Origin of the sequence: Geodermatophilus marinus, from assembly GCF_003428645.1 — a bacterium.
GTDB lineage: Bacteria > Actinomycetota > Actinomycetes > Mycobacteriales > Geodermatophilaceae > Geodermatophilus.
This window is the reverse complement of record NZ_QVQH01000008.1, coordinates 73,415-93,212: the sequence shown is the minus strand read 5'-3', so window position 1 is coordinate 93,212 and position 19,798 is coordinate 73,415. Positions and strand designations below refer to the sequence as shown.

21 protein-coding genes and 1 tRNA gene are annotated in these 19,798 nt (G+C 78.0%); 12 read left to right on the top strand and 10 right to left on the bottom strand.

Going from position 1 to position 19,798, the window contains the following annotated elements:
- Positions 1 to 10 precede the first annotated feature (10 nt).
- On the bottom strand, positions 11 to 562 hold the full coding sequence (locus D0Z06_RS11250) for a hypothetical protein (RefSeq protein ID WP_117377475.1): 552 nt from the start codon (positions 560 to 562) through the stop codon (positions 11 to 13).
- Positions 563 to 758: 196 nt separating this feature from the next.
- Here D0Z06_RS11250 and D0Z06_RS11245 point away from each other — a divergent pair, with 196 nt between their 5' ends.
- Both D0Z06_RS11245 and D0Z06_RS11240 read left to right on the top strand, forming a co-directional pair.
- Positions 759 to 1,172 (top strand): TIGR03668 family PPOX class F420-dependent oxidoreductase, encoded by a 414-nt coding sequence (locus D0Z06_RS11245; protein WP_117377474.1) that lies wholly within the window; start codon positions 759 to 761, stop codon positions 1,170 to 1,172.
- Positions 1,173 to 1,187: 15 nt separating this feature from the next.
- Positions 1,188 to 2,051 (top strand): LLM class flavin-dependent oxidoreductase, encoded by an 864-nt coding sequence (locus D0Z06_RS11240; RefSeq protein WP_117377473.1) that lies wholly within the window; start codon positions 1,188 to 1,190, stop codon positions 2,049 to 2,051.
- A 275-nt stretch (positions 2,052 to 2,326) separates the two neighbouring features.
- Here the strand turns inward: D0Z06_RS11240 and D0Z06_RS11235 are convergent, their stop codons facing one another.
- On the bottom strand, positions 2,327 to 4,660 hold the full coding sequence (locus tag D0Z06_RS11235) for a glycoside hydrolase family 65 protein (RefSeq protein WP_117377472.1): 2,334 nt from the start codon (positions 4,658 to 4,660) through the stop codon (positions 2,327 to 2,329).
- Between the two features lie 263 nt (positions 4,661 to 4,923).
- Between D0Z06_RS11235 and D0Z06_RS11230 the strand changes: the two genes are divergently transcribed.
- Positions 4,924 to 5,010: transfer RNA gene (locus D0Z06_RS11230), tRNA-Ser, on the top strand.
- Between the two features lie 12 nt (positions 5,011 to 5,022).
- Here the strand turns inward: D0Z06_RS11230 and D0Z06_RS11225 are convergent.
- From D0Z06_RS11225 to D0Z06_RS11220, 3 genes are read right to left on the bottom strand one after another with little or no spacing between them, the layout of a single operon-like run.
- Positions 5,023 to 5,274 carry an STAS domain-containing protein gene (locus D0Z06_RS11225; RefSeq protein WP_117377471.1) on the bottom strand — a complete coding sequence of 84 codons (252 nt, stop codon included), beginning with the start codon at positions 5,272 to 5,274 and terminating at the stop codon, positions 5,023 to 5,025.
- A gap of 25 nt (positions 5,275 to 5,299) precedes the next feature.
- Entirely contained in the window at positions 5,300 to 5,467 is a 168-nt protein-coding gene (locus D0Z06_RS25785; protein WP_199522255.1) for a hypothetical protein, read from the bottom strand.
- A gap of 33 nt (positions 5,468 to 5,500) precedes the next feature.
- Positions 5,501 to 5,845, bottom strand: coding sequence for an STAS domain-containing protein (locus D0Z06_RS11220; protein ID WP_117377470.1), 345 nt, complete (start codon positions 5,843 to 5,845; stop codon positions 5,501 to 5,503).
- 135 nt (positions 5,846 to 5,980) lie between these two features.
- On the opposite strand from D0Z06_RS11220, the gene D0Z06_RS11215 reads away from it, so the two are divergent.
- The 3 genes from D0Z06_RS11215 to D0Z06_RS11205 are packed head-to-tail and all read left to right on the top strand — an operon-like array spanning position 5,981 to position 8,861.
- Positions 5,981 to 6,703 carry a response regulator transcription factor gene (locus D0Z06_RS11215; RefSeq protein ID WP_117377469.1) on the top strand — a complete coding sequence of 241 codons (723 nt, stop codon included), beginning with the start codon at positions 5,981 to 5,983 and terminating at the stop codon, positions 6,701 to 6,703.
- Positions 6,700 to 8,181 carry a sensor histidine kinase gene (locus D0Z06_RS11210; protein WP_117377468.1) on the top strand — a complete coding sequence of 494 codons (1,482 nt, stop codon included), beginning with the start codon at positions 6,700 to 6,702 and terminating at the stop codon, positions 8,179 to 8,181. Before D0Z06_RS11215 ends, D0Z06_RS11210 begins: the two co-directional genes overlap by 4 nt.
- Positions 8,178 to 8,861 carry a GerMN domain-containing protein gene (locus D0Z06_RS11205; protein ID WP_158579951.1) on the top strand — a complete coding sequence of 228 codons (684 nt, stop codon included), beginning with the start codon at positions 8,178 to 8,180 and terminating at the stop codon, positions 8,859 to 8,861. The genes D0Z06_RS11210 and D0Z06_RS11205 overlap by 4 nt, the downstream gene beginning before the upstream one ends.
- A 205-nt stretch (positions 8,862 to 9,066) precedes the next feature.
- Here the strand turns inward: D0Z06_RS11205 and D0Z06_RS26300 are convergent, their stop codons facing one another.
- Genes D0Z06_RS26300 through D0Z06_RS11190 form a run of 3 tightly spaced genes read right to left on the bottom strand, consistent with a single transcriptional unit; the run spans position 9,067 to position 13,517 of the window.
- A complete protein-coding gene (locus D0Z06_RS26300) occupies positions 9,067 to 11,736 on the bottom strand; it encodes a phosphatase domain-containing protein (protein ID WP_233517602.1) in 2,670 nt (889 codons plus the stop codon).
- 51 nt (positions 11,737 to 11,787) lie between these two features.
- Positions 11,788 to 12,909, bottom strand: coding sequence for an NAD(P)/FAD-dependent oxidoreductase (locus D0Z06_RS11195; RefSeq protein WP_117377466.1), 1,122 nt, complete (start codon positions 12,907 to 12,909; stop codon positions 11,788 to 11,790).
- 38 nt (positions 12,910 to 12,947) lie between these two features.
- Positions 12,948 to 13,517 carry an LOG family protein gene (locus D0Z06_RS11190; protein WP_117377465.1) on the bottom strand — a complete coding sequence of 190 codons (570 nt, stop codon included), beginning with the start codon at positions 13,515 to 13,517 and terminating at the stop codon, positions 12,948 to 12,950.
- Between the two features lie 68 nt (positions 13,518 to 13,585).
- Here D0Z06_RS11190 and D0Z06_RS11185 point away from each other — a divergent pair, with 68 nt between their 5' ends.
- Complete coding sequence (locus D0Z06_RS11185) at positions 13,586 to 14,050, top strand: NUDIX domain-containing protein (protein WP_117377464.1); 465 nt, start codon at positions 13,586 to 13,588, stop codon at positions 14,048 to 14,050.
- A gap of 235 nt (positions 14,051 to 14,285) precedes the next feature.
- Here the strand turns inward: D0Z06_RS11185 and D0Z06_RS26295 are convergent, their stop codons facing one another.
- Positions 14,286 to 15,095 (bottom strand): endonuclease/exonuclease/phosphatase family protein, encoded by an 810-nt coding sequence (locus tag D0Z06_RS26295; protein ID WP_117377463.1) that lies wholly within the window; start codon positions 15,093 to 15,095, stop codon positions 14,286 to 14,288.
- 115 nt (positions 15,096 to 15,210) lie between these two features.
- Between D0Z06_RS26295 and D0Z06_RS26290 the strand changes: the two genes are divergently transcribed.
- From D0Z06_RS26290 to D0Z06_RS11160, 4 genes are all read left to right on the top strand, one after another.
- The gene (locus D0Z06_RS26290; RefSeq protein ID WP_117377462.1) at positions 15,211 to 16,158 is read left to right on the top strand and encodes a hypothetical protein; all 948 of its coding nucleotides are present in this window, start codon (positions 15,211 to 15,213) and stop codon (positions 16,156 to 16,158) included.
- A gap of 109 nt (positions 16,159 to 16,267) precedes the next feature.
- Positions 16,268 to 17,158 carry a 1,4-dihydroxy-2-naphthoyl-CoA synthase gene (locus D0Z06_RS11170; RefSeq protein ID WP_117377461.1) on the top strand — a complete coding sequence of 297 codons (891 nt, stop codon included), beginning with the start codon at positions 16,268 to 16,270 and terminating at the stop codon, positions 17,156 to 17,158.
- Between the two features lie 55 nt (positions 17,159 to 17,213).
- Positions 17,214 to 17,543, top strand: coding sequence for a hypothetical protein (locus D0Z06_RS11165; protein WP_117377460.1), 330 nt, complete (start codon positions 17,214 to 17,216; stop codon positions 17,541 to 17,543).
- 136 nt (positions 17,544 to 17,679) lie between these two features.
- Complete coding sequence (locus D0Z06_RS11160) at positions 17,680 to 18,276, top strand: TetR-like C-terminal domain-containing protein (protein ID WP_117377459.1); 597 nt, start codon at positions 17,680 to 17,682, stop codon at positions 18,274 to 18,276.
- A gap of 7 nt (positions 18,277 to 18,283) precedes the next feature.
- Here D0Z06_RS11160 and D0Z06_RS11155 read toward each other — a convergent pair whose 3' ends face one another.
- Positions 18,284 to 18,748, bottom strand: a complete 465-nt coding sequence (locus D0Z06_RS11155; RefSeq protein WP_147332027.1) for a DUF5946 family protein — start codon at positions 18,746 to 18,748, stop codon at positions 18,284 to 18,286.
- An 87-nt stretch (positions 18,749 to 18,835) separates the two neighbouring features.
- Between D0Z06_RS11155 and D0Z06_RS11150 the strand changes: the two genes are divergently transcribed.
- Positions 18,836 to 19,786, top strand: coding sequence for a Gfo/Idh/MocA family protein (locus D0Z06_RS11150; protein ID WP_117377457.1), 951 nt, complete (start codon positions 18,836 to 18,838; stop codon positions 19,784 to 19,786).
- Positions 19,787 to 19,798: the final 12 nt, after the last annotated feature.

The following is a 19,798-nucleotide window of genomic DNA, read 5'->3' as shown; positions in this document are numbered from 1 at the left end:
CGGCGGGGGCTCAGCCGGTCGCGCCTTCCTGCACCGCCACGGAGTCCGTGACGACGAACGGCTGGCCGGCGTACGGCTCGAACAGCGCGTCGTCGAGGTCGACGCCCTGGTCGCTCTCCACGGTGGGCACGTCGAAGCCCTCCTCCAGGGTGCCGGTGACCTGCACCGGGGTCCCCGGGTCGAGGGAGCCGGTGCTCCCCGCTTCGGTGTCGACGACGAGGAGCGGGGCCACCGAGGGGTCGTCGGGCGCGGTCATCGCGAAGAAGCCGGGCTGGATCACCTCGGTGACCTGGCCGTCGAGCTGGACCTGCTGCTGGGCGTACTGGTCGACGTCGCTGACGAAGTCCGGCCCGTAGCCGCCGGCGAACACGGGCGGCTCGACGAGCTCGTCGTCCGGCTCGAGCGTCTCCAGGGCGTCCTCGCCGGTGGTGTCCTCGCCGGCGCCGGTGTCACCGGTCCCCGGGAGTGCGGTGTCGGCGTCGTCGCCGCCGCAGCCGGCCAGCCCCAGGACGGCGGCGGCGGCGAGCCCGGTGAGCGCGGTCCGGGTCCGGTGGGTGCGCATCGGTTGGTCCTCCTCGGGTTCACGGGAACAGCGGTTCCCGGCCGTCGGTCGTGGTCCCCGTCTCCTTCCCGCCGCCCCGGCGGCCGCCCCGGATCGGCCCGCTTCGTCAACGCAATGACATGTGCCGGCCGGGGAGGCGGGGGGGTCGGTCCGGCGCGGGCTCCCGCCGGGGCGGCCGGTGCGGTAGGAACGGCCCGTGCGGACGGCGGAGGCCCGGGAGCGCTTCGCCTCGTGCCACGTCGCGCGCCTGGCCACGGTGCGCCCGGACGGCGCCCCGCACCTGGTCCCGGTGACCTTCGCCGCGGTGGGCGACCTGGTCTACAGCGCCGTGGACGCCAAGCCGAAGCGCACCGCCCGGCTGCAGCGCCTGGCCAACCTGCGCGCCGAGCCGCGCTGCGCCCTCCTCGCCGACCACTACGAGGACGACTGGGCGGCGCTGTGGTGGGTGCGCGCGGACGGGACGGCGGAGGTCGTCGACCCGCCGGACCCCGCGCACCCCGGGCTGGCCGCCCTGGCCGCCCGCTACCCCCAGTACCGCGCGCAGCCGCCGTCCGGGCCGCTGCTCGTGGTCACCGTCGACCGCTGGAGCGGTTGGTCGAGCAGGTCCTGACACGAGGAGGTCCGGGTGGAGATCGCGATCGGGATGCCCAACAGCATCCGCGGGACGACGGGTGGGCAGCTGCTGGACTGGGCGCGGCGGGCCGAGGCGGCCGGGTTCTCCAGCCTGGCCTCGATCGGCGCCGTCTCCTACCCCACCTACGAGGAGCTGACGGTGTTCGCCGCCGCCGGGGCGGTGACCGAGCGGATCCGGTTCCTCAGCAACGTGCTCATCGCCCCGGCCCGGAGCGCCGCCGAGCTGGCCAAGCAGGCGGCCACGGTGCACGAGCTCACCGGCGGGCGGCTGACCCTCGGCCTGGGGGTGGGGTGGCGGGCCTCCGACTACGCCCTCACCGGCCGCGACCACGCCACCCGCGGTGCGCTGTTCGACCGGCAGCTGGCCGACCTGCGCCGCGCCTGGGCCGGGGAGGCGCTGGCCGAGGGCACCCGCCCGCCGGCCCCGGAGACCGGGGTCGGCCCGGTGCCGGTCCTCATCGGCGGCAACACCGACGCGGCGATCCGCCGGACCGTCGAGCACGGCGTCGGCTGGACCGCCGGGGGCCTGCCGCCCGAGGCGACCGCGCCGTTCGTCGACCGGGTCCGCGCGGCCTGGCAGGACGCCGGCCGGGAGGGCTCTCCGCGGATCGTGGCGCTCAACTACTTCGGCCTCGGCGACACCGAGGAGCGCTCCCGCGGCTACCTGCTCGACTACTACGCCGCGATGGGCGACGAGGCCGCGCAGTACATCGCCGGCAGCGCGCACCGCTCGCCGGAGGCCATCCGCGAGGTGATCGCCGGGTTCGAGGCGATCGGCGTGGACGAGCTCGTGCTGGACCCGACCGTGTCCGACCCCGACCAGGTGGAGCTGCTCGCGGAGGACGCGCTCCCCTGACCGCCGTGCACCCCGCCGACCCGTCCGCCGTCCACTCCCCAGCCGTGGCCCCCGCCGCCGCGCCGCTCACGCCCCCGCCGCTCACGCCCCCACCGCCGCTCACGCGCCCACCCCGCGGTGATCATGGGGATCCGGCTCGCCGACACGCCGGTGTGCGCGTGTCCCGTGGCAAGACCTCCATGATCACGGCCGCGGGGCGCCACCCGCATGATCACGGCCGCAGGGGCGGCGGCGCCGGCCGCGGGCGCGGGTCGGGGTGAGGATCGGCGGGCGCCTCAGGTGCGGGGCTCGCGGCCCACCGGCTGCCGCGGCTCGTCGAGCAGCGGGGTGGGGGCGCGCAGCGGCGCGGTGGCAGGGGTGGCGGCCGTGGCCACCAGACGGGCGCCGTCCACGACGACGGTCACCGGCTCCCCGCCGCGCACCAGCGTGACCGTGGTGCCCTCGCGCGTCGTCTCGACGCGGAGCAGCCGGCCGCGCCAGGTGACGGAGTAGGCGGTGCGCGAGAGCGAGGAGGGCAGCAGCGGCGCGAGCTCGAGGTCCTCGTGGTCCTCCCGCAGCCCACCGAGACCGGCGGTGAACGCCAGCCACGCCCCGCCCACCGAGGCCATGTGCAACCCCTGGGCGGTGGAGCCGGTGACGTCCCGGAGGTCCACGAGCGCGGCCTCGCGCAGGTAGCGCAGCGCGAGGTCCGGGTGCTGGGCCTGGGCGCACACCACCGCCTGGACGGCGGCCGAGAGCGAGGAGTCCCGGACGGTGCGCGCCTCGTAGTAGTCCAGGTCGCGCGCCACCTCCTCGGCCGTGAAGTCGTCGCGGCACCACCACAGCGCCTGGACGAGGTCGGCCTGCTTGAGCACCTGCCGCCGGTAGAACGTGGCGTAGTGCTCGTGCTCCTGGACCGGGTAGGAGTCGCGCGCGTCCTCGAACCGCCACTCGCGGTAGCTCGTGAAGTTCTCGTTCATCGGGTGCACCCGCAGGCCGTCGTCCCACGGGACGTGGACGGCGTCCGCCGCGGCCCGCCAGGTCGCCGTCTCGGCGTGGTCCACGCCGAGCTCCGCGGCGCGCGCGCCCATCCGCCGGCACGCGTCGGCGGCGCGCCGGAGGTTGGCCCGGGCCATGAGGTTGGTGAAGACGTTGTCGTCGACGATCCCGGTGTACTCGTCCGGCCCCGTCATGCCGAACAGGTGCCAGCGGCCGGCGGCGTCCTCGTGCCCCAGGGACATCCACAGCCGCGCCGTCTCGACGAGCACCTCCAGGCCCCCGACGGAGTCGAGGTCGGAGCCGGTGACGTTCTCGTGGAGCCAGAAGGCGCGGGAGATGTCGGCGTTGACGTGCATCGCCGCCGTGCTGGCGGGCCAGTACGCGGAGACCTCGCGCCCGCTGATCGTGCGCCACGCGAAGCAGGCCCCCTCCAACCCCAGCGTCGCGGCCCGCTCGCGGGCGTGGTGCAGGCCGCCCGAGCGCCACCGCAGCAGGCGTGCCGCCGCGTCCGGGCGCAGCAGGGTCAGCGCCGGCAGGACGAACCCCTCGACGTCCCAGAAGGTGTGGCCGCTGTAGCCCACGCCGGTCAGCCCCTTGGCGCCGACGGGGGCGTCCGAGATGCAGGCGGCGGAGCAGAACAGCTGGAAAACGGCGTAGCGCAGGGCCTGCTGGAGCTCGTTGTCGCCGTCGACCTCGACGTCCGCCGTCGCCCACAGCTCGTCGAGCACGGCCCGCTGACCGGCGAGCAGCCGGTCCCATCCGAGGTCGAGCGCGGAGCTCACGGCGGCCGACGCCTCGCCGAGGACGGAGTCGGAGCCGGCGTCGGCCGACCAGCTGTACCCGACGACCTTGACGATGGTGAGGGCCTCGCCGGCGAGCAGGTCGGCGGCGATCGTGGTGACGACGTGCTGCTCGTCGACGTGGGAGTCGACCCGCCCGCCCTCGGCCCGGTGCTCGACGGCGGTGGCGACCGTGATGCCCGACCGGCGGGTCCGCTCCACGAGGGCGCCGCCGGTCGCCGTGCCGATCTGCGCGCGCGGGTCGAAGGCCTCGTCCAGGCACTCCGCGACCCGCGGGTCGTCGTTGTCCACGCCCGCCGGCGTGACCTGCCCGGCGGCCAGCTCCGACCGCACGAGGACGTGCGCGGGCCCGTCCAGGGCGCGGACCTCGTACCGCACGGCGCAGACCGACCGCTCCGCGAGCGAGACGAGCCGCCGGGAGGACACCTCCACCGACGTGCCCGACAGCGCCGTCCACCGCACGCGGCGGTCGAGCGTGCCGGCGCGCAGGTCCAGCGTGCGCTCGTGGACCTGCGGCCGGACCTCGCGCACGTCGAGCGCGACCCCGTCGACCAGCAGGCGCAGCGGCGTCCCGTCGGCCACGGTGAGCAGCGCCTGCCCCTCCTCCGGGTGCCCGTAACCACCTTCGGGGTAGGACAGCGGGTGCGTCTCGAAGACCCCGGACAGGTACGTGCCCCGCATGTCGGCGGGCTCCACCTCGTCGAACGTCCCGCGGATCCCCACGTAGCCGTTGGAGAGGCTGAACACCGACTCGGCGACGGCGAGCGCCTCGAGGTCCACGTGCGGTTCGCGGACCCGCCACGGGTCGGTGTCGAGGGTCGGGGCGGCCACGGGCAGTCCTCACTCGCGTCGTCCGGGGTGGAGCGGGACGCGCGGGCCGGGCATCCCGCTGACCGTCCTACCGGCCGGCGCCCCCGGGCGCGATCCGGACGGCGGAGGTCCCGGCCTCCTCTCCCGCCGTGATCATGGGGATCTGGCTCGTCGACACGCCGGCCTGCGCGTGTCCGCTGGCAAGAAGCCCATGATCACGGCCGGGGAGGACGGCGGGGAGGACGGCGGGGAGGACGGCGGGGAGGATAGCCTCGACGGCGCCAGGAGGGCTCGCCTAGTGGCCGATGGCGGCGGTCTTGAAAACCGCTATGGGGTGACACCCATCGTGGGTTCGAATCCCACGCCCTCCGCTCGGAGCGCGGTCAGGTGCGGACGACGAGCTGCCCGCCCTCGGCGGCGAACTCGTCGCGCATCTCGCGCAGGATGTCCAGGGCCCCGAGGTCGGCGCCGCGGACCCCGCGCATGTCGAGCACCACCCGGGGCGGGCCGCTGCCGCGCAGCCCGTCGGCGGTGCCCCGGAGCAGGTCGGCGCCGAGGGAGGTGAGGGGGCCGCGCACCCGGATCAGCCCGGCGCGGCGGTCCACCACCTCGACCTCGACCAGGTCGGGGCTCACCGAGGGCCCCGACCGGCCGGCCCGGTCAGGTACCCGGGTGCCGGGTGGGGCGGTAGAGCGCCTCGGCCCCGGCCACGGTGGCCATCAGCAGGGCGAGGCCGACGACGGTCAGCCAGAACCAGCCGGTGAGCACGCTGCCGAGGACGGCGAGGGTCAGCCAGACGACGGCCATGAGGGCGGTCAGGGCGAGCACGGTCCACCTCCGTGGACGGGGAGGGTTCGGTGCTCACGCGACGGCTCTGCCCGGTGCGGGCTCCAGTTGCATCACACGCCACAGGCCGGTGCGGTGCAGGAGGTCCTCGGTGCGCCGGTTGGCGCCGCGCAGCACCACCGCCCCGCCGCGGGCGCGGCAGGTGCGGTGCGCCCACAGGAAGCTCGCCACCGCGGAACTCGACAGATGGGCCACCCCGGTGAGGTCGACGACCAGCCGCCGCGCGCCGGCGAGCAGCGCGTCGTGCAGCAGCCACCGCACGTCCGCCAGACCGTCGGCGAGCATCGCGTCGTCGAGGTGGACGGTCACCACGTCGCCGCGCGTCTCGACCTCGGCCCGGGTGCGGGCGGCAGTGGTCATCGGTGTCCTCCTGGAGTCGGTGACCGGATCCTGTGAGCGGGTACTGACAGACTCGGTGGGGGACGTTGCGATACCTCTTGGAGTTGCTTTGCGATCCCATGACGGAAGCGCGTCGGGGAAGGCCGCGGTGGCAGCATGATCCGGGTGCCACCCCGCCTGCTGGTCGTCGAGGACGACGACCCGATCCGCACTGCCCTGCGCTGGGCGCTGGAGGACGAGGGCTACGACGTGGCCGAGGCGGCCACGGGGGAAGACGCGATCGCCCAGGTCGCCGTCGCCGCGCCCGACGTGATGGTCGTCGACCTGATGCTGGGCTCCACCGACGGCTTCGCGGTCATCCGCGAGGTCCGCCGCGAGCACGACCTGCCGATCATCGTGGTCAGCGCCCGCGCCGACACCCACGACATCGTCGCCGCCCTGGAGGCCGGCGCCGACGACTACGTGACCAAGCCCTTCCAGGTCAAGGAGATCACCGCCCGGCTGCGTGCCCTGCGCCGCCGGGCCCGGGCCGGCGGCGGCGCGGCGCCCGACGTCCCGCCCGACGAGGTCGTGCTCGACGCGCACCCCGCGGCGCCGCTGGTGCTGCGCGAGCAGCGGGGCACGGTGCACCGCGGCGACGAGCAGGTGCCCCTCACGCTCACCGAGTTCCGGCTGCTGTGCGAGCTCGCCGCCGCCCCGGGGCGGGTGTTCAGCCGCCAGGCCCTGCTCGAGCGGGTCTGGGAGCACGGCTTCTTCGGTGACGAGCGGATCGTCGACGTCCACATCCGCCGGCTGCGCACGAAGGTCGAGCTCGACCCCGGCTCCCCCCGGCTGGTGGTGACCGTGCGGGGGCTGGGCTACCGCCTGGACCCGCAGTGACCGAGTCCCTGCGGGCGCGGGGGCTGCGGGCGCGGATCGTGCTGGGGTTCGCCGTCGGCACCCTGCTCGTCTCCGCCGTGCTGGTGACCACCACCTGGCTGCTGGCCCGCGGCTACCTGGTCGACCAGCGCGAGCGCTCGCTGACCCGGCAGGCGTTCGCCGACGCCAACGTGCTGGCCAGCCGGCTGGCCACCGCCGGGACCGAGGTGGGCGACGTGCTCACCGAGCAGGTGCCCTCCGGCGGGGCGGACGTCGTCGTCCGCAGCGGCGACTCCTGGTACTCCACCAGCCTGGACGTCGGCGCCCGGGACGTGCCCACGTCCCTGCAGGCGCTGGTCGAGGACGGGTCGGCCGGCACCGCGCGGGTGGAGATCGGGGGCGTGCCGGCGCTGCTGGTCGGCGTCCCCGTCGCCTCGGCCGACGTCGAGTTCTACGAGGTCACCCGGTTGACCGAGCTGCAGCAGGTGCTGCGGACGCTGGCCGCCGTCCTCGGCGCCGGTGCGCTCGTCGCGACCGCCGCCGGCGCGGCCTTCGGGGTGTGGGCCAGCCGGCGCGCGGTCACGCCGCTGGAGCAGGTGGCCGGCGCCGCGACCCGCATCGCCGGCGGCGAGCTGACCACCCGGCTGCCGCCCACCGAGGACCCCGACCTGGTCGGCATCGTCGCGGCGTTCAACAGCATGGTCGACGCCCTGTCGGCCCGCATCGAGCGCGATGCCCGGTTCGTCGGCGACGTCAGCCACGAGCTGCGCAGCCCGCTGACCAGCGTGGTCACCAGCGTCGAGGTGCTCGGCGCACGGCGTGCGGAGCTCAGCCCGCGGGCCGACCAGGCGCTGGCGCTGGTGGAGCGCGAGCTCGACCGGTTCCGGCACATGCTCGACGACCTGCTGGAGCTCGCCCGCATCGACGGCGCCCCCGACCCGTCCGCCGGCACCCCGGTGTCGGTGGCGGCGCTGGCCCGGGAGCTCCTGGCGGCCACCGGCCGGGACCCCGACCTGCTGCGGGCCGAGGCGGGGGAGGACACCACCGTCCTCGGCGACAAGACCGCCCTGGAGCGCGCCCTGCGCAACCTGCTCGACAACGCCGACCGGCACGCCGGCGGCGCGGTCGCGGTGGTGGTGCGCCGCACCGGGGACACGGTCGTGGCCGGCGTGGACGACGCCGGCCCCGGGGTCGCGCTCGAGGACCGGGAGCGGGTGTTCGAGCGCTTCGCCCGCGGGACCGGCGCCGCGCGCGGCTCGCTGCCCGGTGCCGGGCTCGGCCTGGCCATCGTCGCGGAGACCGCGGCCCGGCACGGCGGCGCCGCGTGGGTGAGCGAGGCACCGGGAGGCGGGGCACGGTTCAACCTGTCGGTGCCGGCCGCCCCCGTCGGCGGGCCGGCGGGCGAGGGCTCGCCGTCCGGTGGCGCGCCCGGTGCGGCGCGCGGCGGGGAGGCCGAGCCGGTCGCCCCGGCGGGGAGCACCCGCAGGGGGACCCCGTGACCGCACGTCACCGGCGCTGGGTCGGTGCGGTGGCCCTCCCCGCGGCCTCGTCGCTGGTGCTGCTGACCGGCTGCGGGGTGCCCACCGGCGACCCGGCCGAGCCGATCCCGGCCTCCGACGTGCCCTTCGGGCTGGCCACGCCCACGACCGAGCCGGCCCCGAGCACCTCGCCCACCCCCGCGCCCGGCGTCCCCGAGGTGTACCTGCTCGCCGCCGGGGACCACCTCGTCCCCCGCGGCCGGGAGGTGCTCGCCGGGGCGCTGCCCGACCGGCTGGAGTCGGTCCTCGACGAGCTGGCCGCCGGCCCGACGAGCACGGAGCGGGACGCGCAGCTGTCCACCGCGCTGCCACCCGAGGTCGAGCTCGACGTCGTCGAGGTCTCCGGCGGGACGGCGACCATCGACCTCAGCGGCTCGGAGCAGGTCCCCTCGGGCACGGCGGGCCGGCGGGCGGTGGCCCAGGTGGTGCTCACCGCGACCAGCGTGGCCGGGATCTCCTCGGTCGTGCTCACCGTGGACGGCGAGCGCGTCGAGGCGCCGCTGCCGTCGGGCGAGCTGACCGCCGACCCGCTCACCGCGGTCGACTACACGGAGTTCCTGACCCCCGTCGAGCAGACCCCCGTCGCGGAGATCCCCGCCCCGGCGAGCCCCGCGCCGTCGGTCCCCGCGCCGCCCTCCTGACGTGAGGTCCCCGGCGCGCGGGACGCCCCCGGTGTGCGAGGGACAGGAAGCCATGCCCCCGTCACGGGCTGCTGGACGCCGGCATGGTTTCCTTCTCCGCGGCCTCCCGCGCGGCGGCCGGGCCCAGGGACCCGCAGCCGCCGCAGCCGCGGCCCAGCAGGACCCGGCCCAGCAGGACCCGGCCCAGCAGGACCCGGCCGGCGGGTCACATCGTGCGGCGCAGCTTCATCCGCGGCGGCCGGCCGTCGGGGTCGAACACCAGGCGGTAGGCCGGGGCGGCGAAGAGCCGCTGCCAGCGCGGTGGCGGCTGCACCCGGTGCGGCCGCAGCCGGCCGGGCGGGCGGGGGCCGGTGCGCCCGCCGGCGTGCCAGGTGTCCAGGGCGTCCGCGGAGGCCCGCAGCGCCGCGACGGCGGAGTCCGGGTCGAGCAGGTCGGCGTCGTCCCCGTCGGCGCGGTCGAGGTGCTCGCGCAGCAGGCGCAGCCGCAGCTCGCGGGCGAACACCCGCGCCCCGTCGCCGAGCCCGGCGGGGTCGGCCGGCGCTCGCTCGTCGCGGGCGGCGTCGAGCACCGCGGCGGTCAGCTCCGAGTCGTGGGTCCAGGACCGGCGGTTGAAGTTGTCGCTGCCGACGGCGGCCCACACGTCGTCGACCACGCAGACCTTGGCGTGCACGTACACCGGCTCGCCGTCCCGGTTCTCGACGTCGAAGACCTGCACCCGGTCCCCGCCGGCCTCCCGCACCATCTCCAGCGCCTCGGCGTGCCCGAGCATCACCGCGGGGACGCTGAAGCGCCCGTCCTGGTCGGGGAAGCGGGGGACGACGGCGACCAGGTGCAGCCGCGGCTGCGCGCGCAGGGCCTCGGCGAACACCCGGGCCACGTCGATGGACCACAGGTACTGGTCCTCGACGTAGACCAGCCGGCGGGCCCGCCGCAGCGCCTTGGCGTAGCCGCGGGCGGCGCTGCGCTCCCCGTCGGGGGCGAACGGGTAGCCCGGCCAGCGGTTGGGGTAGGTGCGCAGCAGCTGGACCGCGCAGCTCCCCGCGGCCGGCGGGTCCGGTCGCGGCTCGGGCAGGTGCGAGGGCTCGCGGTCCAGCCGGCGCAGCATGTCCGGCAGCGCCTGCCACGGCAGCCGGGTCAGGGCGGCCGGGTCCTCCCAGCGCTCGCGGAAGACGTCCTCCACCTCCCGCACGGCCGGCCCCTGGACCTGCACCTGCACGTCGTGCCAGGCCGGGCTGCCGCCGTAGGGGTCGGCAAAGGGCTGGGTCTGCGGGTCCCCGCCGTGGTCGGCGTCGTCGCGCCGGCTGTGGCCGAGGTCGATCCCGCCCAGGAAGGCGACGTCCCGCCGGGGGTCGTCGGCGTGCCGGACGACGACGAACTTCTGGTGGTGGCTGCCCATCGGCCGCACCCGCTGGTCGAGCAGCACCTCCCCGCCGTCGTCGTTGACGTCCTCGGAGAGGTCCCGGTTCTGCGCGGCGGAGAACTGGAAGCGGTCCAGGTGCGAGCGCCAGACCAGCCCCTTGACCAGCGCGCCCCGCCGCGCGGCCCGCGACAGGATCTCGCCGAGCCGCGGGCCGTCGTCGACCAGCTGCTCGTCCGGGTCGCCGCGCCAGTCGGCGAAGAAGACCAGGTCGCCGTCGGCGGCGCCCTCCAGCGCGTCGAGCAGCACGGGGAAGTAGCTGCGGCCGTCGACCAGCGCCCGCACCGCGTTGCCCTCGGTCCAGGCCCGCAGCCGGGTGGCGTCGTTGCCCCGCTCCTCGGCGCTGAGGAACCAGGCCTCGGGGCCGGTGCGCTCCGTCCCCGGTTCCGGCCCGTCGAGGACGGCGTGCAGCCGGGCGTAGAGGTCGGACCCGTCGGGGGCCGCGACCACCGGCACCTCGCCCACCCGGTCCCCGATCCGCGGGGCCGGCTCGGGCGTTCCGGGCGGCGCGACGGTGCGCAGCGCGATGGCGACCACCCGGTCGGGGTGCCGCCGCGCGAAGTCGGCGTAGATCTCGGGGTCGTGCTCGCCGTCGTCCCCGACGAGCACCCAGCGGACGTCCGGCAGGTCGGCGGCCAGCCGCTCGAGCTCGGCCCGCTTGTGCGCCTTCCCGCTGCGGAACCAGGCCGTGGGGCTGATGCCCCAGTCGGTCATGAGCAGCGCCCCGGCGGGGAACTCGTGCCGGGCCAGGAAGCGGCTGATCACGCCGGCCAGGTTCCACGGGCCGTTGCTCAGGTAGACCACCGGCGGGTCCGGCTCGCCCTCGAGGAGGCGGTTGAGCAGCCCGGCCATCCCCGAGACCGGCCGCCGGCCGGCGCCGCTGCGGGCGAACGTCCGCCAGGCGGCGCGCAGCGGGTGCCGCAGCCCGGTGACCCACACCGTGTCGTCGACGTCGCAGACGACGCCGCGGGCCGCCTCCGGCGCGGCCACGTGCACCGGCGCGGGCACCGGCGGGCGCCCCTCGACGTGCAGCAGGGCGCGCGCCGGGCCCGGGGGCAGGTGGGCGTCGACGGTGACGTCGAGCAGCCCGGCCCGGTCGGCGCGGACCCGGGTGCGCGTGCCGCCGAGGTCGACCTCCACCGCCCCGCCCGGCTCCTCCAGGGTGAGCAGCCGCCGCCAGCCGGGCACGTCGCGGCGCGTGCCCGGGTCGGTGGCGGGCGGGGCCAGCAGCAGCCGGCCGAGCACGCGGGCCCGGCCCGAGGCGCCGTAGCCGGGGAAGGCGAGGGCCGCCGTCGTCCAGCCGCTGCGCCGGGCCACCGCGGCCGAGCCCTCGCGGACGGCCGTGCCGAGCCGGTTGGCCAGCACGAGCAGCCGGCGGGCGGGTGGGGGCGCGCTCCCCGGGGCGGCGCCCTGCGGGGCGTCGCCTCCCGGTACGCGGCTCGGCCGGGCGGTGGTCACCTGGACCGTCCTACTCGCCCTGCGGCCGCGGGGCCACCGCTCCGGCGCTGGTCACCGGCCCGGGGACGCGAGGCCGCGGACCGTCCCGGCCAGCGCCCGCGCGGTGAGCCGGCCGTCGGCGAGCCCGAGGGCGACGACGTCGTCGAACACCCGCCGGTCGGCCGCGGCGGCGCGGACGGCGGCGTCCATGAGCGCCGGCCACCGGGACAGCTGCGAGGCCGCCGCCGACGACCGCAGGTGCCGGCCCAGCCGCCGGCGCAGCGCCGACCGGTAGCGCGCCCCGGCACCCGCCCCCTCCCGGGCGCACGCCCCGGCCAGCGCCCCGGAGAGGACGGCGTAGAAGATCCCCTCCCCGGTCAGCGGGTTGACCAGCGAGGCGGCGTCCCCCGCCAGCAGCACCCGGCCGTCGGGCTGGCGCGGGCGCTCCGTGGACAGCGGCAGCCGGTGCGCCCGCAGCGCCGTCGGCTCGACCCCGGGCAGCAGCCGGGCCAGGCCCTCGAGGAGCGCCGCCCGCGTCGCCCCGCCGGAGACCAGCTCGCCGTAGCCGGCGTTCACCCGCCCGTCGCCGATCGGGAACGACCACGCGTAGGCCGGCCAGCGCCGCTCGGTGGTGACCAGCACCTGGGTGCCGGGCCGGCCGGGCGGCTCGGGGGCGTAGCCGCGGATCGCCACCGCCAGCCGGTCGGGGCGGTTGGTGCCCAGCCCCAGCGCCCGGCGGACGACGGACTCCGCGCCGTCGGCCCCCACGAGCACCCCGGCGGTCAGGGCGCCGTCGACGACCACGCCGTCCGGGCCGGGCGCCACCCGCCGCACCGCGTGCCGGCGCACCTGCGCACCCCGGGCGCGGGCGGCGTCGAGGAGCCGCGCGTCGAGCACCAGCCGCGGGACCACGTACGAGGGCCGGGCGACGTCCCGCTCGACGGTCGCGCCGCGCGGCGAGCGCAGGGACAGCCGGGGCACCGGCGGGTGGCCGGCGACCACCGCGGCCGGGTCGACCCCGAGGCCGGCGAGCACGTCGAGAGCCTCGGCGGCCACCCCGTCGCCGCACACCTTGTCCCGCGGGAAGCCGGCCCGGTCGAGCACCAGCACGGACGCGCCGGTGGCCCGGGCCGCGAGCGCGGCGGCCGCTCCGGCCGGGCCGCCGCCGACGACGACGACGTCCCAGCGCTCCACCCGACCGACGCTAGGCGGCCCGGTTCAGCGGCGCACGATCACGGCGGCGTGGGCTGCCACTTGCGCTCCGGGTGCTCGTAGGCCTCGACGAAGGCCAGCAGCTCCGCCGCGCTGCCCACCACGCCGAGCGCGTCGAGGCGGTGGGCGTCGAGGTAGCCGTCCTCGACCATGCGCTGCACCTGGTCCAGCAGCGGCTGCCAGAACCCGTCGACGTCCACCAGCACGACCGGCTTGGCGTGCAGCCCGAGCATCCCCCAGGTCCAGGCCTCGAACAGCTCCTCGAGGGTGCCGGCCGCGCCGGGCAGTGCCACGAAGGCGTCGGCCAGCTCGGCCATGCGGGCCTTGCGCTCGTGCATCGACCCGACGACCTCCAGCTGCGGCAGCCCCGGGTGGGCCAGCTCGTCGTCGACCAGGTGCTGCGGGATGACGCCGACGACGTCCCCGCCGGCGGCCAGCGCCGCGTCGGCGACCACGCCCATCAGCCCGACGCGCCCGCCGCCGTAGACCAGGCCGACACCGGCGCGGGCCAGGTCCGCGGCGAGGGCGGCGGCGGCCGCGCGGTGGGACGGCGGCCCGCTGCGGGACCCGGTGAAGACGGCGACGCGCACGCCCCGAGCCTGGCACGCCCGCCCGGGGCGCCCGCCGCGCCCCCGCGACCCGGGGTTCACTGGTCGGCGTGTTCACCTCCACCGACGGCTGGGTGCGGTGCGACCTCGGGCACCGGCACTGGGGCCTGGTCGGCGCGGCCGGCCTGCTCGTGCACCGGGACGGCGACGACGGCCCCGAGCTGCTGCTCCAGCACCGCGCGGTCTGGTCGCACCACGGCGGCACCTGGGGCACCCCCGGCGGCGCGCTGCACGCGGGGGAGAGCCCGGAGCACGGGGCGCTGCGCGAGGTCCGGGAGGAGCTGGGCCTCGACCCGGCCGACCTGGTGCTCGGGGCCTCATCGGTCGACGACCACGGCGGGTGGTCCTACACCACGGTGCTGGCCCGGCCGGTGCGCCGCATCGAGGCGGCCGACCTGCGGCTGGACGGCGAGAGCGACGGGGTGGCCTGGATCCCGGTCGCCGACCTGGTGTCGGTGCCGCTGCACCCGGGGTTCGAGGCCTCGCTGGTCCGGGTCGCCGCCCTCCTCCCCTGACCCAGGGCGCGGCGGGTGGGGCGGGCCGGCCGGGTCGGGGCGGCCGAGCGGGGCGGCCGGGTCGGGGCGGCCGGGTCGGGGCGGCCGGGTCGGGGCGGCCGATGATCAGGTCACCTGGTCGTTGCCGGTCCTGGCTCACCACCGGTGCTGAGCCAGGACCCGCAACGGTGAGCCAGGACGACGGCGGCCCCGGCGGCGATCGGGAGGGGGCCGGGACGACGACCGGTCGCCGGGGTCAGGCCGGGGCGACGGTCACCGACAGCGCCCGGTGGTCGCCGACCGCCAGGCGGGTGGCCGCCGCGTCGTGGCCGGCCAGCCCGTCCCCGACGGCCAGCAGGTGGTCGAGCTGCACCCGCGGCCCGTGCGCCGGGAAGCTGGGCAGCCGCACCAGCGGGTGGGCCCGGGCCAGCCGGGCGGGCACCCGACCGGGCAGGTTGAGGTCGCCGGCCAGGACGACGGGCCCGCGCAGCCCGGCCATCCACCGGCGCAGCCGCAGCAGCTGGCGCACCGCGGTGTGCGGCGCGAACGACAGGTGCGTGGCCACCACGGTCACCGCGTCCAGCCGCGCGGCGACGGCGACCCGCGGCTCGTCGGGGATCCACCACCAGCGCGGCCGCCCGGTGCGCGGGTCGAGGGCCTGCATGGGCAGCCGGGCGCGGCCGGCACCCAGCCCGAGCACCGACCACTCCCGCACGGGCAGGCGGCTGAGCAGGGCGATGCCGTAGGCGGGGCCGTCGGCGCTGCCGTCGTCCGGACCGCGCAGGGCCGGCGGCGCCGGCCGCCAGCTCCGGAACGGGTCGGGCGTGCCCGCCACGGTCGCGGCTCCCCGCCAGTGCCCGGCCTCCAGCGCGCCGGCGAGGACGGCGGCCTGGTCGGTGCCCTGCGAGCGCGGCTGGCCGGCGTCCACCTCCTGCACCGCGAGGACGTCGACGTCCAGGCCGGTGACGGCCGCGGCGAGCTGGTCGGGGCCGAGCACCGCGCCGCCCGGGCCGCGGCCGCCGGCGAGGTTCAGGGTGCCCACGCGGACGGCGGGGGCGGGGGGCACGTCCCGGACGCTACCGGGGCCCGAGCGGTCCGGCCGGACACGCGGGGCTGTACCGGACCGTGCCTGAACCGTTACCTTGCGTCGTCGCGCTGTCACCCGTTCGGAGGAACCGGCCGTGAGTTCCCACCGCCACCGTCGCACCGCCGCAGGCGCCTCGGGCCGGCGCGGGCGCCGCCTGGCCGGCCTGCTCCTGCTGCTCGGCTGCGTCGCGGCCCTGGTGGCGGTCGTGTCGGCGGCGTCCCCGGGGACGGCGACCGTGGCCGCCGAGGGGCGGGTCCGGGAGGCCCCGGCCGCGTCGCCCGCGGAGACGGGCAGCGGCCTCTCCCGCGCCTGGAACCGCTCCTCCGGCCCGGGGGCGACCGCGCCGTCCGGGTCCCCGGGCACCCCGCCGCCCACCGCGGCGACCCGGGCGCCGGCCGCGACCGGCCCGGCGGCTCCCGACGCCCCCGCGGGCACGGCGACCCCCGCCGGGGCGACCAGCGCCGGGGCGACCACCCCGACGGCCATCGCAGCTCCCGCCACGACCCCGGCCGGCGCGACGGTCCTCCCGGCGCCCGTCGTGCCGGGGACGCCGGCACCCGCCGCCCCGGTTCCGGGAGCGGCCGCCTCCCCGGCCGCGGGCGGCACGACGGGCGCGCCCAGCGGCGCCACCCTGCCCGCGGCCACCACGGCCCCGGGCGGCACCGCCGCCCGCACGGCGGCGCCGGCCGCCGCCCCCGCGCCACCGGCCGTCGCCCCCGCGCCACCGGCCGTCGCCCCCGCGCCACCGGCCGTCGCCCCCGCGCCACCGGCCGTCGCCCCCGCGCCACCGGCCGTCGCCCCCGCGCCACCGGCCGCCCCGGCACCGGCCACCCCGCCCGCCGGGTCGACGGGGGAGGCCGACGCGACGGAGGAGGCGGCACCGACGGCCGGGACCGCGCCGACCCCGTCGACCGACCCGGCGGCGACCACCGCCGCGAGCACCACCGCCGCCGCCGTCCCCGCTCCCACCGCCACCGCCGCGCAGGCGGCGCCGCCGGCCCCCGGGGAGCCCGGGCGCCGGCACGGGCACGACCGGCCCTGACCCGGCCACCGCCCGGCCGCCGGCCGCCGGCCGCCGGCCGCAGGCCGGCCACCGGCCCTGACCCGGCCACCGCCCGGCCACCTCCGGGCGGGAGCACTAGGTTCGGGTCATGCCCGCCCGCGACGACGTCTCCGAGCTGTTCGACCCCGCCGCGTGGCAGCCGGTCGAGGGCTTCGACCTGACCGACCTCACCTACCACCGGGCCGTGGACGCCGGGGTCGTGCGCATCGCCTTCGACCGGCCGGAGGTCCGCAACGCCTTCCGGCCGCAGACGGTCGACGAGCTCATCGCCGTCCTCGACCACGCGCGGCTGTCCACCGACGTCGGGTGCGTGCTGCTGACCGGCAACGGCCCGAGCCCCCGGGACGGCGGGTGGGCGTTCTGCTCCGGCGGCGACCAGCGGGTGCGGGGCCGGTACGGCTACGAGCACGACAAGGGGCGCAGCAGCGGCCGGCTGCACGTGCTCGAGGCCCAGCGGCTGATCCGCTTCATGCCCAAGGTCGTCGTGTGCGTCGTCCCCGGCTGGGCGGCCGGCGGCGGCCACAGCCTGCACGTGGTCAGCGACCTCACGCTGGCCAGCGCCGAGCACGCCCGGTTCAAGCAGACCGACGCCGACGTCGGCAGCTTCGACGGCGGCTTCGGCTCGGCGTACCTGGCCCGCCAGGTGGGGCAGAAGTTCGCCCGCGAGGTCTTCTTCCTCGGCGACGAGTACTCCGCCGCCGACGCACACGCCATGGGCATGGTCAACCGCGTCGTCCCGCACGCCGAGCTGGAGCGCACCGCGCTGGAGTGGGGACGGCGGATCGTGGCGAAGAGCCCGACCGCCCAGCGGATGCTGAAGTACTCGTTCAACCTGATCGACGACGGGCTGGTCGGCCAGCAGCTGTTCGCCGGGGAGACCACCCGGCTGGCCTACATGGCCGAGGAGGCCGTGGAGGGCCGTGACGCCTTCCTGGAGAAGCGGGAGCCGGACTTCACGCGGTTCCCGTGGCACGTGTGACGACCGACGCGCCCGGCGCGGGCGTGCGAGCGCTGGGGAGAAGGGGGTCCTTGCTGTGATCGTCGAGGTGGTCGGCGGGGCGGACGCGCGCCCCGAGGTGAAGGTGGTGGACGTCGACGAGCTGACGTCCCTGCACCTGGCGCTGGGCGAGGTGACCGACGAGGAGGCCGACGGTGCCCTGCGCGCCGCGGGGCTCGGCCGGCTGGCCGACGGCGAGACCGGGTACCTGGACCCGGCGGCCCTGCGCGCGTCGGCGGAGCCGCAGGCGGGGGCCGCCGACTGGCCGCAGCGCTGGGAGGGGATGCTGGCGACCGCCCGGGAGCGCGGCTGGGTCGCCGACGACGGCAGCCTGCAGGTGCACGTGGAGAGCGCCGCGGGGGCCTGAGGCCGGCCCGACGCCCTGGGAGCAGAAGTTGAGAAAGTAAGGAAAACTGGGGGAGAACGGTCGCGGGTGATTGTGGGGACTCCGACCCACGGTCCACGATGGCCTGCGTCGTGACGACCGGGAGAGGGGCCGAGAGGTGACAGGGACGCCGGGGCGCCCGCTGAGCGCGGAGCTGTCCGAGCAACTGCTGACCGTGGCGGTCGACATCCTGGCCGAGGACGGGTGGGGCAAGCTCAACAGCGACCGGGTCGCTGCCCGTGCACGCGCGGGGAAGGCCGGGATCTACCGGCGCTGGCCGACGATGGCGGCGATGGCCCGCCACGCGGTCAGCCGCACCGCGCTGGTCGCCGCCCCGGTCGACACCGGGTCGCTGCGCGACGACCTGGCCCTGCTCGTGGACCGCTGGCGCCGCCCGCTGGACCGCGAGGAGCGGGCCGTGGCGAGCCTGGTCGGTGCCGCCCGCCACGACGACGAGCTGCGGGCCGGGCTCGACGCCGCGCTCGTGCAGCCGCTGGCGGCGGCCGTGGCGGAGATCGGCGCCCGCGCCGAGGCCCGCGGCGAGGGCCTGCCGCCGGCGCGGCTGGCGCTGCTCGGCTCGGTGCTCGAGGCGTTCTGGTGGCAGCGGTTCACCGCCGGCACCGGCCCGATGCCCGACGACCAGGTGCAGCGGGTGCTCGACGAGGTGCTGCTGCCGATCGTCCGCATGCCCGCCGGCGAGGCCGCCGCCGTCTGACCCCGGGTCACCCGGCCGCGTCGCGCCGCCAGTCCTGCAGCACGGCCCGGGCCCACGAGTCGACCAGCACGGCCAGGTCGATGACGTCGAGGTCCGCCGCGACGTCAGCGATCGTCGTCCGCCACACCGCCGGCCGCGCCGTGCCCTCCGGGACCGGGGGCGAGGCCGTCCGGGTGGCCAGCGCGTCGAGGGCGGCGCGCACCCGGTCGGGTCCGGCCCCGGCCGCGTGCTGGGCGGTCCAGGCGGCCTCGGCGAGGGCGAGCGTGGCCGCCGGCCGCGGGTCCGCACCCTCCTCGTCGCGCAGCCCCCGCGTGGTCTCCTCGAAGAGCCGAGCGCAGGCGGCCGTCGGGGCGGCGGGCGGCTCCGGGGCGGTGGTCTCCAGGGCGGCGAGCACCGATCCGCAGCCGGGGCACTGCACCGCGGCGTCCGCGGCGGTGCGGGCGGGCGGGACGGCGGGCGGCGGCGTGGGCACCCGCCGATCGTGCCCCACGGCGGCCCCCGGAGCGGTCCGGCTCCCCGTCCGCGGTTGGCCGGGGAGCCGCGCGGGCACCGCCCCGGCGTGGTGCTGCGCGCGGGGCTCGTCGGCGCCGGTGGGGTGGGCGCCCGGCACGCCCGGACCCTGGCCGGCTTCCCCGACGTCGAGCTGATCGGGATCACCGACCCGGCGCCCGGGGTCGCCGGCGCCCTGGCCGCGGACCTCGGCGTCCCGGTCGCCCCGGACCTGCCGGCCCTGCTGCGGCAGCGGCCGGACGCGGTCTGGCTGTGCGTGCCGCCGTTCGCCCACGGCGCGCCCGAGCTGGCCGCCGTCCGCGCGGGGGTGCCCTTCCTCGTGGAGAAGCCGCTGTCCACCGGCCTGCCGGTGGCCGAGGAGGTGGCCGCCGCCGTCGCCGCGGCCGGCCTGCCCACCGCCACCGGCTACCACTGGCGCCACCTCGACACGGTGGCCCGCGCCCGGGAGGTCTGCGCCGCCTCCCCGCCCCGGCTGGTCGACGCGACCTGGCTGGACACGGTGCCGCCCCCGGCCTGGTGGCGCCGGCGGGAGGCCTCCGGCGGGCAGGTCGTCGAGCAGCTCACCCACGTGCTCGACCTGGCGCGGCTGCTGGCCGGCGAGGTCGCCGAGGTCCGCGCCCTCCCGGCCGGCTCGACCGGCGCGGGGCGGGACGTCGACGACGCCACCGCGGCCCTGCTCGCCTTCACCGGCGGCGCGGTCGGCACCGTCACCGCCGCCTGCACGCTGCCGGCCAAGGTGCGCGCCGGCCTCGACGTCGTCTGCGACGGGGTGGCCGTCGAGCTGACCGAGACCGCGCTGACCGTCACCACCCGGGACGGCGCGGAGACCCGGCAGCCGCAGGTCGACGCCCGCACCGCCGTCGACCGGGCCTTCGTCGACCTGCTGGCCGGCGGGCCGCCGGCCCCGGGGCTGGTCGACTACGCCGAGGCGCTGCGCACCCACCGGGTGGGGGTGGCGATCGCCGAGTCGGCGCGCACCGGCGCCGCCGTCCGCCCCTGACGGCCTGCCGCC

What these genes read in the sequence shown, in the direction of transcription:
- D0Z06_RS11250 (WP_117377475.1), bottom strand. Translation starts at nt 562, where the DNA reads ATGCGCACCCACCGGACCCGGACCGCGCTCACCGGGCTCGCCGCCGCC.
- D0Z06_RS11220 (WP_117377470.1), bottom strand. Translation starts at nt 5,845, where the DNA reads ATGACCACTGCCGCCCGCACCCGGGCCGAGGTCGAGACGCGCGGCGAC.
- D0Z06_RS11215 (WP_117377469.1), top strand. Translation starts at nt 5,981, where the DNA reads ATGATCCGGGTGCCACCCCGCCTGCTGGTCGTCGAGGACGACGACCCG.
- D0Z06_RS11170 (WP_117377461.1), top strand. Translation starts at nt 16,268, where the DNA reads ATGCCCGCCCGCGACGACGTCTCCGAGCTGTTCGACCCCGCCGCGTGG.